Source organism: Variovorax sp. CAN15 (genome assembly GCF_030462475.1).
Lineage (GTDB): Bacteria > Pseudomonadota > Gammaproteobacteria > Burkholderiales > Burkholderiaceae_C > Variovorax.
In genome coordinates this window covers 22,522-38,860 of the sequence record NZ_JASMRZ010000009.1, presented here as the reverse complement: position 1 = coordinate 38,860, position 16,339 = coordinate 22,522, and the positions used below count along the sequence as shown (strand labels likewise).

The following is a 16,339-nucleotide window of genomic DNA, read 5'->3' as shown; positions in this document are numbered from 1 at the left end:
GTCGAGAAGAGAAGACAGAGGACGACAACGACGATGCACCGCATTCTTGCGGCCCGCAATTTTCAGCCCGCGGCCTCCAGGGGCCGCCCTCAGGGAGAGACTGAGTCATGAAGTTCGCAACACCGGGCGCCGCCCTCGCCTGCACCGTGCCGCTGGCGCTGGTGACGGGTTGCTCCTACCTCACGCCCGCGCCGCCTGCGCCGCCACCGGCGCCACCGCCGCCCGTGGTGTCGAAGGACGGCCTCGCGCCCATCACCGAAGAGCAGGTCGAACGCATCCGCGAGGCCATCGCCAGCAAGCCGCCGAGCCCGGCCGTGCGCAAGGTGGTGCGCAGCGCCTCGCCGACCATCGAGTCCTTCGTGCGCACCGAAGGCTGCATCACCGCGCGCAACGGCGCGGTGCTCAACCCCTTCGCAGCGCCCGGACGCCTGTTCGACGGCACCGGCTTCCAGGGCGGCCCGATGGCAGAGATGCAGTACCACGACAAGACCGCCTGCGTGACCGTGAAGCGCATCCAGAACTGGAAGATGGTCTCGCCCAAGCTGCTGCGCTTCGAGGTGGTCTACGTGGGCGACGACGGGGAGGAACGCGCAGTCAAGCGCCACGAACTGGTACGCCAGCCCAAAGGCGGGTGGCTGTTCAGGCGCTGAGGCTTGCTGCCTCTGCTGCTGCGCGCTTCTGCGCGCGCAGCGCCATGGCGAACGACAGCTGCGCCACGATGCCCGCTCCCGCGAGCACGATGGCCGAGGCCAGCGCCGGGTTGCCGTGCCCCATGCCCGCGAGCGCGGTGCACAGCGCGCCCACGGCCATCTGCGTGAAGCCGTAGAGGCCCGAGGCCGAGCCGATGACCTGCGGGTTGACGCTGATCGCCTGCGTGAGCGCGGCCGGCGAGGCCATGCCGGCGCCCACGGTGAACAGGAACATGCAGACCACGATGAGCGGCACCGAGAGATGGCCGCTCAATGCCGCGCCGAGCAACACGAAGGCCGCGGCCACGCTCAGCGCGTTGGAACGGATCATGAGCCGGTCGACGCGCACGCGCGAGATCAGGTGGCTGGTGAGAAAGCTGCCGAGCCACACGCCCGACACCAGGATCGCGAGGTAGATGCCCGCCTCGTGCGCCGGCCGGTGCAGCTGGTCGACGAAGATGAAGGGTGCCGAGGCGATGAAGGCATACATCGACGTGGTGGCGCAGCCGCCGCCGACGGAGAAGCCAAGGAAGGCCGGCGAGGCCAGCAGCTTGCGGTAGTTGCGCCCGAGTTCACGCGCGCTCACGGCGGCACCGGGCGCACCGGTCTCGGGCAGCATGCGCCAGGTGAAGAGGAAGCCCACCACGCCCAGGCCGAAGAGCGCATAGAAGATCGAGCGCCAGCCCAGTGCCGTGGCGAGCGCACCGCCGATCAGCGGTGCGAGGCTGGGGCCGATGGTGACCATGAGATTCATCAGCGCGAGGCGGCGCGTGGCTTCCAGCGGTTGCGCTGTGTCGCGCACGATGCTGCGGCCCAGCACGAGGCCCGAGCAGCCGCCGATGGCCTGGAACAGCCTCGCGGCGATGAGCGAATGCACCTCGGGCGCGAGCGCGGCGGCAAGCCCCGCCACGCAGTAGATGCCCAGCCCGCACAGCAGCACGGGCCGCCGCCCGAAGCGGTCGGCCAGCGGGCCGTACACCAGCTGGCCCACCGCGAGACCGAAGATGTAGAGACTCACCGTCATCTGCATGGCGGCGATGCCGGCACCCAGGCTCTGGGCCGCGATGGGCAGCGCGGGCACGAAGACGTGCATGGCCAGCGTGCCGCTGAAAGTGACCAGCGCGAGCAGCCACAGCGGCGCGTGCGGGCGGCTCGATGGCTGCGCGGATGCCGGTGTCATTGCCTGATGCCGGCCGGCGTCGAGCCCTGCGCGAGATGGGCTTCGTCAGGCTCCCAGCCGCCGCCGAGCGCCATGAACAGCACCACCTGGTCGTCGGCCAGTTGCGCCTCGCTGGCCGCGAGCGCGGCTTCGCTGGCGGCCAGCGAGCGCTCGGCGTCGAGCGCGTCGAGGTAGGCGGTGCGCCCGTTCCGGTAGAGCTGGCGCGCCTGCGCGGCGACCTTGGCGCTCTCGTCGCGCGAGGCCTGAAGCGCGGCGCGGCGGTCGAGCTCGCGCGCGTAGGTGGCGAGCGCGGTCTCGGTTTCGCGCAGCGCGGTGAGCACGGTGCCGTCGAACCTGGCGAGCGCTGCGCGCGTGCCGGCCTCGGCCTGCGCGATGCGGGCCTGCGCGACGCCGGTGTTGGGAATGGTCCAGGAGATCAGCGGGCCCAGGCTCCAGGCGAAGGTGTCCTTGCGGCCGAAGCCGTCGGCATGGCCCACCGACGAGCCAGAGAGCCCCAGCGTGACTTTCGGATAGAGCTCCGCCGTGGCCACGCCGATGCGCGCGGTCGATGCGGCGAGGCTGCGTTCGGCCTGGCGGATGTCGGGGCGGCGGCGCAGCAGCGCGGCACCGTCGCCCACGGGCAGCACGCCGGCCACGCGCGGCGGCACGGTGCAGTCGGCCACCTCGCGCGGAAAGTCCTGCGGCAGCGCGCCCGTGAGCGTGGCGAGGCGGTAGAGCGCGCCCTGGCGCTCGGCCTTCAGCGGCGGCAGCGCCGCGTTGAGCTGCTGCAGCTGCGCGCGTGCGCGGTTCGCGTCGATGGCGCCGGCGCGGCCCGCGTGCTGCAGGCGGTCGGTGACGTTGACGGCGTCCTGCTGCAGCGAGACGGACTTCTGCGCGATCTGCAGCCGCAGGCCGGTGGAGCAGGCCTCGGCGTAAGCGCGCGCTGTGCCGGCCGCGACATTCACGCGAACCAGGTCGAGCGCGGCTTCGGCGGACTGCGTGCTGGCCTGCGAGGCCTCGATGGCGCGGCGAATCTGGCCGAACAGGTCGACCTGGTAGGACAGCGATGCACCCGCGCTGTAGTTGAAGGTGCTCGGCGGCTCGTAGCCCTTCTGCAGCAGCGACAGGCCCGAGACGTGGCCGAACGAGGGGCCGCCGTTGACGCCGATGGTGGGGTACTTGGCGCCGGAGGTTTCGTCCTCGATGGCGCGCTCGCGCTCCAGGTTGGCCACGGCCTGGCGCAGGTCGGTGTTGTGGGCCAGCGCCTGCTCGACCAGCTTGTCGAGCAGCGGGTCGTGGTACAGGCGCCACCAGTGCGCGGGCAGCGGCGCGGCGTTGGCGGGTGCCTCGGCGAAGGGCTTGCCGGCGGCGGCCTGGCTGGCCAGCGCCTCGGGCGGCTGGTGGTAGTCGGGGCCGACCGCCGCGCAGGCCGCGAGCGCGGCGGCAGCAGCCAGCGATGCGATGCGGAATGCGAAGCTGGTCATGTCGTTCATCCCTTCTGTGGCGTGGAAGCCGTTGCCGCCGTCTTCTGCGCCGGCTTGTTCTCCAGCACCTGCACCGTGACCGTCTGGCCCGCGACGAGGCGCGCGCCCTGCGGCAGCGGGTCGAGCTTCACGCGCACCGGAATGCGCTGCGCGAGCCGCACCCAGTTGAAGGTGGGGTTCACGCTGGGCAGCAGGTTGGCGCTGGTGGAGCGGTCGTGGTCGGCGATGCCGGCAGCCACGCTCTCGACCGAGCCTTCGAGCACCGCGCCGCCGCCCATGGGGGTGACGCGCACGCGGTCGCCGAGGTGGATGCGCGGCAGCTTGGTTTCCTCGAAATAGCCTTCGACGTAGAAGGACTGCGCATCGACCAGCGCAAGCACCGGCCGGCCCGCCGCGGCGTAGCTGCCCTGGCGCAGGTCGAGGTTGGTGACCAGGCCATCGGCCGGCGCGCGCACCTGGGCGCGCTGCAGGTTGAGGCGGGCCGAGTCGAGCGCCACTTCGGCCTGCGCGACCGCCGCCTGCATCTGTTCGACGCGCGAGCGGGTCTGTTCGCGCGACTCCTTCGACACCAGCTCGTCGAGGCCGGTGTTGCGCGCGTTCTCGCGCTGGGCCTGCGCGCTCACGGCGCGCTGCGCGGCGAGCGCGGCCTGGGCCTGGCGCACGGCGAGGTCGTAGCGCGCGCGATCCACCTCGAAGAGCAGCGTACCGGCGGCCACGGGCTGGTTGTCGTGGATGGGCACTGCCGTGACCAAGCCCGACACGTCGGGCGCGATCTGCACGACGTTGGCGCGCACGCGGCCGTCGCGCGTCCACGGCGCGAGTTCATAGTGGTCCCACAGGCGCAGGCCGGCCCACACGGCGGCGGCGACCACGGCCAGGGTGATGAGGACGCGGCCCAGGCGCTGGGCCCACGGATTGCTGTCGTCGGGAGTTCGGGCGGCTTTCATTGGAATCTCGTTGTTGTCATTGGAGGTAAGCGCTGGCGCGGCTGAGCGCGTAGAGCAGCAGCAGGTAGAGCGCCATGTCGAAGAGGGCCGGATGCCACACCCAGCGATAGGCGCCGGTGGCCGCGAGCAGGCGGCGCACGCCCCACAGCACGAGCAGTGCCGCGAGCGCGAGCACCATGATCCAGGGCAGGTACAGGCCGTAGAAGCTGGCTTCGCCGATCATGCGGAAGCTCCTTGTCGGGTGATGGGTGTCGCGCTCGCCAGCGCGGGCGGCGCATCGGGAAAGAGGTTGCGGCGCAGGCCCACCAGCGCGGTGACGGCCGAGCGCGATGCGGCGCAAGAGCCGACGTCGCGCGCGCCGAGCACTGCGTCGAGCGCCTCGTCGATCTGCGGCAAGAGGCCCGGCGGGCGCGGGTTCAAGCGGCCCTCCGCGCGCTGGCGGAAGAAGCGTGAGATGCCGCCCAGCAGCGCGGCCGAAGTGGCCAGCGGCAGCTGAGCGCGCACGCGCTGCAGCACGGCGATGTCGGCGCCCATGCGCAGGTCGCGCAGCGCGTCGTTGGCGGCCACGCCCTCGACGGTGCCGCCGGCCTGCGCGATGCGCGGCGCGAGCAGGCCGATGCGGTCGAGCATGCGCACGGCGTAGGCATCGCTCTGCGCGTACTGCGGCTGCGAAGACGCGGCCATGTCGCCCAGCTCGCGCCAGGTGGCGCGCTGGATGCGCCGCGCGCTCCAGTCGGCGCCCACCGAACGCACCAGCCGCGTGACGCGAGCCGCGACGACCACGCCGACGATCTGGCCGATCATGCTGTTGAGAAAGCTCACGAGATCGGCACTGGCGGTGTCGTGCATCGCGAGCGTGCCGGCCACGCCGAACACCAGCGCCATCGCGGGCATGAAGTGCGTGGGGCGCGGCAGGTAGAAGCCCAGCACCAGGAAGAGCGGCGCGCAGATGAGCACCAGCATGCCGAAGTCCTGCACCGTGGGCATGAGCACCAGCACGTAGACGGCCGAGATCGGGATGGACCACAGCGTCCACTTCAGGAAGCCGTGGATCGCCGGGACCGGGTCGTCCATGGTGGCGAAGAAGCAGCAGAAGACGGCGGCCATCATGGTCGCGGCCGAGCCCATGGGCCAGCCGGTGACGATCCAGAACGCGCCGCACAGGCAGATGGCGATGACGGCGGCAAGCGCCGACAGCAGCGCCATGCCGTAGTCGCGGTGCAGCACGCGGCTGCCGAGCGCGGCCGTGCGGCGCAGCGGCGCCCCCTTCAGGCCTTCGTCGATGTCCTGGCGCAACTGGGCGCAGGCGGTCCAGCCGTCGACGAGCTCTTCGAGACGGCCTGCGAGGCCGATGCGCAGGGCGCGGCCCCAGCGGGTCTGCGGCTCGGCGTTCGGCGGCGTGGCGCTCAAAGCGTCGATGGCGCGGCGCAGGTCCTGCAGGCGGCCGGCGCGGGTCGCCGCATTACCGGAGGCATCGGCTTCTTCGCGCAGCCACTGCGCGGCCTTGGCGAGCACTGCGGCCACGTCGTGGGCGATGGCGCCTTCGGCCTGTTCCAGCGCCAGCAGGCGGTCTTCGACAGCCGAAAGCGCGGGCGTGAGCGCGGCGACGCGGTCCTGCATCGCGCGGATGGCACCGGCGGTCCAGCGCAGGTGCGTGGTGTCGAAGGGCACGTGGGTGGAGAGCAGGCGCAACTGGGTGATGTCGCCGGCGAGGCGGCGGCGGTCATCGTCCAGGCGCCTGGGGTCGGCACCGTTGCCGCCGCTGCGGCCGGCGGGCTGGAAGAGATCGCCCAGCCACTTGCGCGCGTCCTGCAGCGTGCGGTCGAGCAGGCCCAGCACGGTCGGCGCGAGCCCCGCGGGCAGCACGAGGCTGTGGACCAGCGTGGCGCAGAAGATGCCCAGGCCGATTTCCTCCACGCGGGCCACGGCGGTGTCGAACAGCGCGAGCGGCGTCTGCACCGACGGAAAGCCGATCAGCGCCGCCGTGTAGCCCGCGAGCATGAAGACGTAGGAGCGCGGCGTGCGGTCGAAGAGCGAGATGCACAGGCAAAGCCCGACCCACAGCGCGAGCACCAGCGTGAGCAGCTCGGGCGCATTGGACAGCGCCGGCACCAGCAGCACGGTGGCGGTGCTGCCGATGAGCGTGCCGAGGAATCGGTAGACCGCCTTGGAACGCACCGCGCCGGCCAGCGGATGGGCGACGACGTAGGTGGTCATGAGCGCCCAGAACGGGCGCGGCAGGCCGGCGCGGCTGGCGAGGTACATCGCCAGCATGGCGGCCGCGAAGCTCTTGCCGGAAAAGAGAAGCTCCGCGCGGCTGAAGCGCGGAAGAGAGAACGCGGGCATCTACCCCCGCCCTTCCTGTGCCGGCGCGGAAGACGGCGGGGGGCTCTGCATCGAGCGCACGCCCATGCGCTCTTCGAGCACGGCGAACACGCGCAGGCAGGCGGCGACGTCTTCGTCGGAAACGCCCTCGAAGAGCGACGCGCGCATCAGCGTGAGCGCGGCCTCGATGGGTGCGCAGGCAGCTTTGCCGGCTTCGGTGAGATGCAATGTCTTGGCGCGGCGGTCGGCCGGGTCTTCGCGGCGTTCGATGAGGCCGGCTTCCACGAGCTGGTCGACCGAGCGCACCAGCGAGGGCCCCTCGATGCCCATCGCCTCGGCCAGCATGCCCTGGCGCACATCTCCGCTCATGCGCCCGAGCATCACGATGGGGTAGGCCAGCGTCTGCGACACGCCCACGTGCGCCACCGCCTTGTCCGCCGAGGCACGGTAGCCACGCTGCAGCACCGCGAGGGAGGTGCCGAGCCGCATCAGCGCCTGTGCGCGCGTGGCCGGGATCTGGGAGGAGTCGTTCACGATAGCCGCCTATTAATTAGCAGGCTATCTATTCTAGGGGTAAATACCGATCCGTGCAGGCGACGGCGTTTTCAGGGAACGGTTGGGAGAGGGAAACCGGGAAAGAAAGAAAAGTGTGAAGCTCGCCGATAAGCCGGATTCTGTGCACCGCAGGCCCCTTGCGGAACCTGCGGCGTGACCGCCATTACTCTGGGCCGCCTGTCACCAGACGGCTCGATGCCACCTACCCGCCAGCTCAGCGGAACCACCTCGATACTGGCCTACTTGGTGTTGCTGCGCGCAGAGATTGCCCGTTTCACCCGAACTCAATCGGCTCGTCTCTGTTGCTCTGATCCTCACCTCACGGTGGAGAGTCGTTAACTCCTGCGCTGTCCTGTGCAGTCCGGACGTTCCTCCAGTGCGGCCTTTCGGCACTTGCACCAGCGGCGGTCTGGCGTGCTTCACGGGGTGGATTATCGCCTGTGCCCGGGCGCGCTCTCGGGCTGGTCTCACAATGTGCGCTGTCCGTCCGACAAACGCATCGATCCAAGGAGATTGCATCCATGAAGGCCCAGAACATCCTCCAGACCATCGGCAACACGCCGCACGTGCGCATCAACCGCCTGTTCGGCAATGCGAAGCAGCAGGTCTGGATCAAGTCCGAGCGCGCCAACCCCGGCGGCTCGATCAAGGACCGCATCGCGCTCGCGATGGTGGAAGACGCCGAGAAGAGCGGCGCGCTCAAGCCCGGCGGCACCATCGTCGAGCCCACCTCGGGCAACACAGGCATCGGCCTGGCCATGGTGGCGGCCGTCAAGGGCTACAAGCTGATCCTGGTGATGCCCGACAGCATGTCCATCGAACGCCGCCGCCTGATGCTGGCCTACGGCGCCACCTTCGACCTGACGCCGCGCGCCAACGGCATGAAGGGCTCCATCGCCCGCGCCGAGGAAATCGTGGCCGGTACGCCCGGCGCGTGGATGCCGCAGCAGTTCAACAACCCCGCCAACGTCGACGTGCACGTGCGCACCACGGCCGAAGAAATCGCGGCCGATTTTCCTGACGGCATCGACGTGCTCATCACCGGCGTGGGCACGGGCGGCCACATCACCGGCGTGGCGAAGGTGCTGAAGAAGAAGTGGCCGAAGCTGCAGGTGTTCGCCGTGGAGCCAGTGGCCTCGCCGGTGATCTCCGGCGGCCAGCCGGCGCCGCACCCCATCCAGGGCATCGGCGCGGGCTTCATTCCGAAGAACCTCGACACCTCGCTGCTAGACGGCGTGCTGCAGGTCGATGCCGAGCCGGCGCGCGAAATGGCCCGCCGCTGCGCGCAAGAGGAAGGCATCCTGGTCGGCATCTCGTCGGGCGCGACGCTCGCGGCCATTGCGCAGAAACTGCCCTCGCTGGCGCCCGATGCGGTGGTGCTGGGCTTCAACTACGACACGGGCGAGCGCTACTTGTCGGTCGAAGGCTTCCTTCCCGCCTGACCCGCTATCCCTTTCATAGCGCCCCTGGCGCTTAAAATCCGTGGTCTGCTTGATAACTACAAGCCCCACGCCATGCTGAGAATCTCCGAACTCAAACTCCCGCTCGACCATGCCCCCGACGCGCTGGCCGCACTGATCGTCAAAACGCTCGACATTCCGCTCGACGCGATCGCCTCCCACAACGTCTACAAGCGCAGCTTCGACGCCCGCAAGGTCGAGCTGCTCACCGTCTACATCTGCGACGTGCAGCTGTCGGACGCGAAGCTCGAAGCCGCGCTGCTCGCGAAGCATGCGGGCCATCCGCATATCCAAAAAGCGCCCGACATGCGCTACACGCCGCCGGCCAATGCCCCCGAGGGCACGTCCCGGCCGGTGGTCATCGGCTTCGGCCCCTGCGGCATCTTCGCGGCGCTGATGCTCGCGAAGATGGGCTTCAGGCCCATCGTGCTCGAACGCGGCAAGACCGTGCGCCAGCGCACCCGCGACACCTGGGGCCTGTGGCGCAGGAGCGTGCTCAACCCCGAGTCGAACGTGCAGTTCGGCGAAGGCGGCGCCGGCACCTTCTCCGACGGCAAGCTCTACAGCCAGATCAAGGACCCGCGCTTCCTCGGCCGCAAGGTGATGGAAGAGTTCGTGAAGGCCGGCGCGCCGCCTGAAATTCTTTACGTCGCGCATCCGCACATCGGCACCTTCAAGCTGGTGAAGGTGGTGGAGAACATCCGCGAGCAGATCGTGGCGCTGGGCGGCGAGATCCGCTTCGAGCAGCGCGTGACCGACGTGCGCATCGAGGACGGCCCCGACGGCAAACATCTGCGTGGCCTCACCGTGCTCGACCAGACGACCGGCCAGAGCCACGAACTGCGCGCCGACCACGTGGTGATGGCGCTGGGCCACAGCTCGCGCGACACCTTCGAGATGCTGCACAAGCGCGGCGTGCACATCGAGGCCAAGCCCTTCTCCATCGGCTTCCGCGTGGAGCATCCGCAGGGCCTGATCGACCGCGCGCGCTGGGGCCGCCATGCCGGCCACCCGCTGCTGGGCGCGGCCGACTACAAACTGGTGCATCACGCGAGCAACGGCCGCTCGGTCTACAGCTTCTGCATGTGCCCCGGCGGCACCGTGGTCGCGGCCACCAGCGAGCCGGGCCGCGTGGTCACCAACGGCATGAGCCAGTACTCGCGCAACGAGCGCAACGCCAACGCGGGCATCGTGGTGGGCATCGACCCGCGCGATTTCCCAGGATGGGAATCCAGTTCCCCGGGCGACGCGCTCGCCGGCATCGCCCTGCAGCGAGAGCTCGAGAGCAACGCCTTCGTGCTCGGCGGCGGCGACTATCGCGCGCCCGGCCAGCTGGTGGGCGACTTCATCGCCGGCAAGCCCTCCACCGAGCTCGGCAGCGTGATCCCCTCGTACAAGCCGGGTGTGACGCCGACCGACCTGCACAAGGCCCTGCCCGCCTACGCCATCGAGGCGATGCGCGAGGCCTTCCCCGCCTTCGGCCGCAAGATCAAGGGCTTCGACACGCACGACGCGGTGCTCACCGGCGTCGAGACGCGCACCTCGTCGCCCATCAAGATCACGCGCGGCGACGACTTCCAGAGCCTCAACGTGCGCGGCCTCTACCCCGCCGGTGAAGGCGCGAGCTACGCGGGCGGCATCCTGTCGGCCGGCGTGGACGGCATCAAGGTGGCCGAGGCCGTGGCGCGCAGCGTGCTGGCCGAGTCGGAGCGCGAACGCACCGCGAGCGTCTGATGCAGCAGTCGTCCTTCCGCTTCGAGCGCCCCACGCCGGGCCACCTGGTCGCCGCCACGCTGGCGATGGCCGCCGTGGTGCTCGCCTCCAACATCCTCGTGCAGTTCGCCATCAACGACTGGCTGACCTGGGGCGCCTTCACCTATCCGGTGGCCTACCTCGTGAGCGATCTCGTCAACCGGCGCTTCGGCCCCGGCATGGCGCGGCGCGTGGCGTGGGTGGGCTTCGCGGTGGCGGTGGGCGTGTCGCTGCTGCTGGCGCCGGTGCGCATCGCGGCCGCCTCGGGGCTGGCCTTCATCGCATCGCAGCTGCTCGACATCGGCGTCTTCGACCGCCTGCGCCGCGGCCTCTGGTGGCGCGCGCCGCTGGTCGCCACGGTGATCGCCGCGGTGCTCGACAGCATCGTGTTCTGGGGCATCGCCTTCGCGGGCACCGAAGGCCCGTGGTTCACCTGGGCGCTGGGCGACCTCGCGGTGAAGCTGGCCGTGGGCGTGCTCATGCTGCTGCCCTTCAGGCTGCTGATCGGCCGCCAGGCCGCGCGCACTTCGGCAGCGCCGGGCTGACGACGACGACCACAGAAACGACAATGCGCCCAGCGCCCCCTTCCGCCCGCCGCGCCGCACGCGCGAGCGCACTCCACTGAATACCTTCCTGCTTTCGTGCCCTCGCGCCGAATCTCCAGAATGACCGAAGCCACCACCGCCAACCCGAACAACAAGTCGCGCCGCCCCCGCGGCGAGCGCCTGGACATGGCGCAGCAGCTGCAGGCCCTGCGTGCCGGCACGGACGGCGCAACGGCGTCCGAAACCGCCACCGCGGAAGCCCCCGCGCAATCCAGGCAGCGCCCCCCGCAGCAGCAACAGCACCAGCAGCGCAAGCCGAAGAAGCCGCAGCAGGCGCAGGGCCGGCAGCAGCCTTCTCAGCAGAAGCAACAGCAACAGCCGCAACAACCCGCGCGCCCGCAACGCAAGGTGCACCCGGCGCTCGAGCGCCTGTTCGAGCTGTACCCGAACCTCTTCGGCGCGCGCTTCCTGCCGCTGAAGCTCGGTGTGTACGAGGAGCTGATCGCCCGCCACCCCGACGACTTCAAGGCCGAAGACCTGAAGGTGGCGATGGGCCTGCATGCACGCTCGACCCGCTACCTCGAGAGCGTGGCCGCCGGCCATCCGCGCCATGACCTCGACGGCAACGTCGCCGAGCCGGTCGCGCCCGAGCATGTGCACCACGCCATCCTCGAACTGCACCGCCGCCGCTCGCAGCGTACCGGCGAAGACCTGCGCCCGCAGCTCGTGGCCCGCCTGGCCCGTGCCGTCGAAGCCTCGGGCCTGGACCGCGAGGCTTACGCCGTGCTGGTGCGCTCGCGCGACGCGAACAACAACGCCGTGCTCGACGAAGCCCTCGCCCAGCTCGCGGAGCAGGCCGCCAAGCGCGAAGCGCTGCTGCGCGCCTTCGAGGCCAGCGGGCGCAGCGAGAAGGAGTTCGCGGACATGTACGGCATGACGCAGGCCGATGTCACGCGCACCCTGCAACGCGCGCGCGCCGACCGCGAGGCGGCCGCCGCTGCGCCGCAAGCGCCCGAAGCGCCGGAAACCTCGGAAACACCGCAGGCCACGGCGACGCCCGAAGCCGCGGAGACCCCGGCGCCCCCCGAAACCCCGGCCGCGGGCTGACCCGGAAAGCCGACACCCTCGTCGCACTGCGCCTGCCTCCAAATGAAAAAGCCGCCACGGTGACGTGGCGGCTTTTTCTTTGTCGATCCGCGCGGGCCGGATGGCCCGCCCCGCTCAACGCTGCGCGTTCTGCAGCGCGGCGATGCGCTCCTCGATCGGCGGGTGCGTGGCGAACAGCTTGCCGATGCTGCCGGTGATGCCCATCGCCTCAACCGCCTTCGGCAGTTCGCCGGCCGGCAGTCCGCCCAGGCGGGCGAGCGCGTTGATCATCGGCTGCTTCTGGCCCATGAGCGCGGCGGCGCCGGCGTCGGCGCGGAACTCGCGGTGGCGCGAGAACCAGGCCACCACCATCGCGGCGGCGAAGCCGAGCACGATGTCGAGCACGATGGTGCTCACGTAGTAGCCGATGCCGGGGCCCGAGGAGCGGTCGTCGCCGCGGCGCAGGAAGCTGTCGACGGCATAGCCGATCACGCGCGACAGGAACACGACGAAGGTGTTCATCACACCCTGGATGAGCGTCATGGTGACCATGTCGCCGTTGGCGATGTGCGCCACCTCGTGGCCGATGACGGCCTCGACCTCTTCGCGCGTCATGTTCTGCAGCAGGCCGGTGGACACCGCCACCAGCGAGGAGTTCTTGAACGCGCCCGTCGCGAAGGCATTGGGCTCGCCTTCGAAGATGCCGACCTCGGGCATGCCGATGCCGGCCTTGTCGGCGAACTTGCGCACGGTGCCGACGATCCAGGCCTCGTCGGGCGTCTGGGGGTTGTCGATCATGTGCAGGCCGGTGGTCCACTTGGCCATTGGCTTGCTGATGAGCAGCGAGATGATCGCGCCGCCGAAACCCATCACCAGCGCGAAGCCGAGCAGCGCGCCCAGGTTGAGACCGTTGGCCGTGAGGAAGCGATTGACGCCGAGCAGGCTGGCGACCACGCCGAGCACCGCGACGACCATCACGTTGGTCAGGACAAACAGAAGGATACGTTTCAAGTTGAATTCTCCGTGGGGAAACCTGCCACCCAGATGAGGGCCCCGAGGCCCCCTTCAAGCCGTTTTCAAGCCGTTTTCAAGCCGTTTTTCAGGCGGTTCGCGGCATGGAAGCCCTGGGTGTTGTGTGTGTTCTGGGAGCTCCGGTCGGCGGCAGCCGGGTGGAGCCATGATAGGAGCAAAAGTTCTAGGCTCCCGGTATTCCCCGACCAGCCAAGGGCCTGAAGACCCGCGGATCGTCATAGAACCGCGCTACCTCGTTGTCGGCGCACCAGCCGGGCACGCCGAGCACCGGCAGCGGCACGAAGGGCTTGCGTCCGAGATGCTCCGGGTCGAGCGCCCGCGCCACACGCGCGTCGTCGAGCGCCGCCGGCGCGGCTTCGCCTTGCACCGGCAGCAGCACGTGCGCGGTGATGGGCTTGCGCGGCGTGACGAGTTTTTCGAGCAGCGCATGTCCGAAGAGCACCAGCCGCGCCTCGCTCCACAGCCCGCGCTGCTCGACGAAGAGCGTCTGCCAGTCGCGCGCGACCAGCGCCCGCCACAGCGCCGGCGGCGCATCGAGCAGCGCGCCGTTCTCGTCGAACAGCGTGAGTGCGTCGCGCAGCGGCCCGCGCGTGGCACCGACGCCGTCGCGGGCGATCGCTGTGGCCTGCAGTTCGTTCAGGCGTCGCTTCGCCTGGGGAAAGGCGAGCCAGACCAGGCCGTTGAAGAAGTCGTGCAGGTTGTCACGGGTCGGGACCGTGCGGGTCTGGAAGATGTGGGCCTCGTAGGCCTGCCCGGCGGGCAGTTCGTGCTGCCTCACGAAGTCGGGGGCCGATCCGGACCCGATGCCCCGCAGGGCGGCCGCCACGCAGCCGTCGCCGCGCGCGACGGCCTGCGCTGCCGCCTCGCCGTCGGCACGATAGGGCGCGAGCCAGGGCTGCGTCCAGTCGATCGCCGGCAGGGTCAAGGCGCGGAGGCGCCGGTCCAGCGGATGCGGTCCGGGTGCTGCATCAGCACGAACTCCGCCGGAAGCTTCTCGAAGAGCTTGAGCGAGCTGCTGTTCTTGCCGAGCAGGCCGGCGGTGCGCAGGGCCTTGGCCACGTCGTTGAGCGGCACGTCCTTGCCGCTGCGCAGCGCGGGAGCTGCCTGGAGGATGAACTCGGCTGCCTCCGATGGCTGCGGCTGTTGTCGCAGTTCCTGCGGAGGCTCGGCCTTGCTGGCGGCCTTCGCCGCGGTCTTGCGCGCCGTCTTCGCCGGAGTCTTCTTCGCTGCGGGCGCTGCCTTGGCGCGCGTGGTCTTGGCAGCGGCCGTCTTCTTCGTGGGCACCGTGCGGGCTGCCGGCTTGGCGACCGCGTTGTGGGCGATGTCGGTGAAGGCGTCGTAGATGCCGACCGTCTCTTCGCCCGTCTTGCCCTGCTGGCCGATGCCGCAGACGCGGCAGCCCTTCTCGCGCAGGCGGATCACCAGCGGCGCGAAGTCGGAGTCGGAAGACACCAGCACCACCACGTCGGGACGCTCGGCGATGGCGAGGTCGATGGCATCGACCGCAAGCGCGATGTCGGTGCTGTTCTTGCCGGTCGACAGATTCACCATCGGCCGCACAGAAAGGCGCTTGAAAAGCGCCTGCCGGTTCACCGCCATCTCGGCGTTGCAGTACGCGCGGCGCACGTGGATGGCGCCGTATTCGTCCATGGTGCGCTGCACCGCCTGCTCGATGACTTCGGCCGACACGTTGTCGGCGTCGATCAGCACCATCACGCGAAGCGTGGGGACCGTCATGCCAGCTTCCAGTTGACGGTCTCGCCACCGCGCAGCGGCTTGAGCGTGGCGTCGCCGTAGGGCACGGTCTCGGGCACGGTCCAGCTCTCGCGCTTGAGGGTGATGGTGTCGGTGTGGCGCGGCAGGCCGTAGAAGTCGGGGCCGTGGAAGCTCGCGAAACCTTCGAGCTTGTCGAGCGCGCCCGCGTTGTCGAAGGCCTCTGCGTAGAGCTCGATGGCGGTGAGCGCGGTGTAGCAGCCCGCGCAGCCCAGCGCGTGCTCCTTCAGGTGCGCCGGGTGCGGCGCGCTGTCGGTGCCCAGGAAGAAACGGTCGCTGCCGCTGGTGGCGGCCTCCACCAGCGCCACGCGGTGCGTCTCGCGCTTGAGCACGGGCAGGCAGTAGTAGTGCGGGCGGATGCCGCCGGTGAAGATGGCGTTGCGGTTGTACAGCAGGTGGTGCGCCGTGATGGTGGCTGCCGTGAAGCGGCCGGCGTCGCGCACGTAGTGGGCGCCTTCCTTGGTGGTGAGGTGCTCGAACACCACCTTGAGCTCGGGGAAGTCGCGGCGCAGCGGGATCATCACGCGGTCGACGAACACGGCCTCGCGGTCGAACAGGTCGATGGCCGGGTCGGTCACCTCGCCGTGCACCAGCAGCAGCAGGCCGTGCTTCTGCATGGCTTCCAGCGTCTTGTAAGTCTTGCGGATGTCGGTCACGCCGGCATCGCTGTTGGTGGTGGCGCCTGCCGGGTAGAGCTTGAGCGCGCGAACGCCGGCAACGGCTGCCAGCGCGATTTCCTCGGCGGGCAGGTTGTCGGTGAGATAGAGCGACATCACCGGCTCGAAGCCCGTGCCCGCGGGCACCGCGGCGCGGATGCGGTCGCGGTAGGCCACGGCCTGCGCGGCGGTGGTCACGGGGGGGCGCAGGTTCGGCATGATCAGCGCGCGGCCGAACTGGCGGGCGCTGTGGGGAACGACGGCTTCGAGGGCGGCGCCATCGCGCACGTGCAGGTGCCAGTCGTCGGGGCGGGTGATCGTGAGGGTGTCTGTCATTGCGGGCCGATTGTCGCATCGGCCCCCAGAAGGTACTCCCGCACCAGCGAACGGGCGCGGTGCAGCCGGCTCTTCACGGCGCCCGCCGGCTCGCCGAGGCGCTCGGCGATTTCCGCGATGGTCAGCTCCTCGAAATCGCGCAGCAGCACCACTTCGAGATAGTGCGCGGGCAGCGATTCCAGCGCGTGGGTCAGGTCCAGCCGCAGCGCGGCATCGCCCCGGCTGGCCAGTTGCCGCTCGGCGACTTCATCGTCGAGCGGATCGTGGCGGAACATCGCACGCTGCAGCCTCAGGCATTCGCGCCGGATCACGGTGAAGAGCCACGACGAGAACGCCGCCGCGGCCTTCAGCCCCCGGACCTTGCGCACGATGACCAGCAGCGACTCCTGCACCGCGTCGTCGACGTCGCTGGCCTGGCAGTGCCGCCCGGCGTAGCGGCGCGCGTCGGCCTGGCAGACCGCGAGCAGGCTGGCGATGGCGGCCGGGTCGCCGGTCTGCGCGGCGTGGATCAGGCCGGTGCGGTCGGTGCCGGAGGCCATG

Annotated in this window: 16 protein-coding genes and 1 other RNA gene; 5 read left to right on the top strand and 12 right to left on the bottom strand. The window is 70.1% G+C overall.

What is annotated here, in order from left to right:
* Positions 1-107 precede the first annotated feature (107 nt).
* Positions 108-650 carry a hypothetical protein gene (locus QMO14_RS09455; protein WP_301506387.1) on the top strand — a complete coding sequence of 181 codons (543 nt, stop codon included), beginning with the start codon at positions 108-110 and terminating at the stop codon, positions 648-650.
* Here the strand turns inward: QMO14_RS09455 and QMO14_RS09450 are convergent.
* From QMO14_RS09450 to rnpB, 7 genes are all read right to left on the bottom strand, one after another.
* Positions 640-1,869 (bottom strand): multidrug effflux MFS transporter, encoded by a 1,230-nt coding sequence (locus QMO14_RS09450; RefSeq protein ID WP_301506385.1) that lies wholly within the window; start codon positions 1,867-1,869, stop codon positions 640-642. The genes QMO14_RS09455 and QMO14_RS09450 overlap by 11 nt on opposite strands.
* Positions 1,866-3,341, bottom strand: coding sequence for an efflux transporter outer membrane subunit (locus QMO14_RS09445; protein WP_301506383.1), 1,476 nt, complete (start codon positions 3,339-3,341; stop codon positions 1,866-1,868). The genes QMO14_RS09450 and QMO14_RS09445 overlap by 4 nt, the downstream gene beginning before the upstream one ends.
* Positions 3,338-4,279, bottom strand: a complete 942-nt coding sequence (locus tag QMO14_RS09440) for an HlyD family secretion protein (RefSeq protein WP_301506381.1) — start codon at positions 4,277-4,279, stop codon at positions 3,338-3,340. The genes QMO14_RS09445 and QMO14_RS09440 overlap by 4 nt, the downstream gene beginning before the upstream one ends.
* Positions 4,280-4,295: 16 nt before the next feature.
* On the bottom strand, positions 4,296-4,502 hold the full coding sequence (locus QMO14_RS09435) for a DUF1656 domain-containing protein (RefSeq protein WP_019658367.1): 207 nt from the start codon (positions 4,500-4,502) through the stop codon (positions 4,296-4,298).
* Positions 4,499-6,625, bottom strand: coding sequence for an FUSC family protein (locus tag QMO14_RS09430; RefSeq protein WP_301506375.1), 2,127 nt, complete (start codon positions 6,623-6,625; stop codon positions 4,499-4,501). The genes QMO14_RS09435 and QMO14_RS09430 overlap by 4 nt, the downstream gene beginning before the upstream one ends.
* Complete coding sequence (locus QMO14_RS09425; protein ID WP_301506547.1) at positions 6,626-7,093, bottom strand: MarR family winged helix-turn-helix transcriptional regulator; 468 nt, start codon at positions 7,091-7,093, stop codon at positions 6,626-6,628.
* Between the two features lie 158 nt (positions 7,094-7,251).
* Positions 7,252-7,580, bottom strand: an RNA gene (rnpB, locus tag QMO14_RS09420) — RNase P RNA component class A.
* A 100-nt stretch (positions 7,581-7,680) separates the two neighbouring features.
* On the opposite strand from rnpB, the gene cysK reads away from it, so the two are divergent.
* From cysK to QMO14_RS09400, 4 genes are all read left to right on the top strand, one after another.
* Positions 7,681-8,601 (top strand): cysteine synthase A, encoded by a 921-nt coding sequence (gene cysK, locus QMO14_RS09415; protein ID WP_301506373.1) that lies wholly within the window; start codon positions 7,681-7,683, stop codon positions 8,599-8,601.
* Positions 8,602-8,673: 72 nt separating this feature from the next.
* The gene (locus QMO14_RS09410) at positions 8,674-10,353 is read left to right on the top strand and encodes an NAD(P)/FAD-dependent oxidoreductase (RefSeq protein WP_301506371.1); all 1,680 of its coding nucleotides are present in this window, start codon (positions 8,674-8,676) and stop codon (positions 10,351-10,353) included.
* A gap of 65 nt (positions 10,354-10,418) precedes the next feature.
* Positions 10,419-10,916, top strand: coding sequence for a VUT family protein (locus tag QMO14_RS09405; protein ID WP_301506546.1), 498 nt, complete (start codon positions 10,419-10,421; stop codon positions 10,914-10,916).
* 120 nt (positions 10,917-11,036) lie between these two features.
* A complete protein-coding gene (locus QMO14_RS09400; RefSeq protein WP_301506369.1) occupies positions 11,037-12,023 on the top strand; it encodes a ProQ/FINO family protein in 987 nt (328 codons plus the stop codon).
* Between the two features lie 114 nt (positions 12,024-12,137).
* Here the strand turns inward: QMO14_RS09400 and htpX are convergent, their stop codons facing one another.
* The 5 genes from htpX to QMO14_RS09375 form a co-directional block, all read right to left on the bottom strand.
* Positions 12,138-13,013 (bottom strand): protease HtpX, encoded by an 876-nt coding sequence (gene htpX / locus QMO14_RS09395; protein ID WP_301506367.1) that lies wholly within the window; start codon positions 13,011-13,013, stop codon positions 12,138-12,140.
* A gap of 184 nt (positions 13,014-13,197) precedes the next feature.
* The gene (locus QMO14_RS09390) at positions 13,198-13,959 is read right to left on the bottom strand and encodes a DUF3025 domain-containing protein (RefSeq protein ID WP_301506365.1); all 762 of its coding nucleotides are present in this window, start codon (positions 13,957-13,959) and stop codon (positions 13,198-13,200) included.
* Positions 13,956-14,771, bottom strand: coding sequence for an NYN domain-containing protein (locus QMO14_RS09385; RefSeq protein ID WP_301506363.1), 816 nt, complete (start codon positions 14,769-14,771; stop codon positions 13,956-13,958). Before QMO14_RS09385 ends, QMO14_RS09390 begins: the two co-directional genes overlap by 4 nt.
* Complete coding sequence (pyrC, locus tag QMO14_RS09380) at positions 14,768-15,799, bottom strand: dihydroorotase (protein WP_301506361.1); 1,032 nt, start codon at positions 15,797-15,799, stop codon at positions 14,768-14,770. Before pyrC ends, QMO14_RS09385 begins: the two co-directional genes overlap by 4 nt.
* Positions 15,796-16,338 (bottom strand): RNA polymerase sigma factor, encoded by a 543-nt coding sequence (locus QMO14_RS09375; protein ID WP_301506359.1) that lies wholly within the window; start codon positions 16,336-16,338, stop codon positions 15,796-15,798. Before QMO14_RS09375 ends, pyrC begins: the two co-directional genes overlap by 4 nt.
* Position 16,339 lies beyond the last annotated feature (1 nt).

Excerpts from the sequence above, each read along its gene's own strand:
- QMO14_RS09455 (WP_301506387.1), top strand. The coding sequence starts at position 108 with ATGAAGTTCGCAACACCGGGCGCCGCCCTCGCCTGCACCGTGCCGCTG.
- QMO14_RS09450 (WP_301506385.1), bottom strand. The coding sequence starts at position 1,869 with ATGACACCGGCATCCGCGCAGCCATCGAGCCGCCCGCACGCGCCGCTG.
- QMO14_RS09445 (WP_301506383.1), bottom strand. The coding sequence starts at position 3,341 with ATGAACGACATGACCAGCTTCGCATTCCGCATCGCATCGCTGGCTGCT.
- QMO14_RS09440 (WP_301506381.1), bottom strand. The coding sequence starts at position 4,279 with ATGAAAGCCGCCCGAACTCCCGACGACAGCAATCCGTGGGCCCAGCGC.
- QMO14_RS09435 (WP_019658367.1), bottom strand. The coding sequence starts at position 4,502 with ATGATCGGCGAAGCCAGCTTCTACGGCCTGTACCTGCCCTGGATCATG.
- QMO14_RS09430 (WP_301506375.1), bottom strand. The coding sequence starts at position 6,625 with ATGCCCGCGTTCTCTCTTCCGCGCTTCAGCCGCGCGGAGCTTCTCTTT.
- QMO14_RS09425 (WP_301506547.1), bottom strand. The coding sequence starts at position 7,093 with ATGCGGCTCGGCACCTCCCTCGCGGTGCTGCAGCGTGGCTACCGTGCC.
- cysK (WP_301506373.1), top strand. The coding sequence starts at position 7,681 with ATGAAGGCCCAGAACATCCTCCAGACCATCGGCAACACGCCGCACGTG.
- QMO14_RS09410 (WP_301506371.1), top strand. The coding sequence starts at position 8,674 with ATGCTGAGAATCTCCGAACTCAAACTCCCGCTCGACCATGCCCCCGAC.
- QMO14_RS09405 (WP_301506546.1), top strand. The coding sequence starts at position 10,419 with ATGGCCGCCGTGGTGCTCGCCTCCAACATCCTCGTGCAGTTCGCCATC.
- QMO14_RS09400 (WP_301506369.1), top strand. The coding sequence starts at position 11,037 with ATGACCGAAGCCACCACCGCCAACCCGAACAACAAGTCGCGCCGCCCC.
- QMO14_RS09385 (WP_301506363.1), bottom strand. The coding sequence starts at position 14,771 with ATGACGGTCCCCACGCTTCGCGTGATGGTGCTGATCGACGCCGACAAC.
- pyrC (WP_301506361.1), bottom strand. The coding sequence starts at position 15,799 with ATGACAGACACCCTCACGATCACCCGCCCCGACGACTGGCACCTGCAC.
- QMO14_RS09375 (WP_301506359.1), bottom strand. The coding sequence starts at position 16,338 with ATGGCCTCCGGCACCGACCGCACCGGCCTGATCCACGCCGCGCAGACC.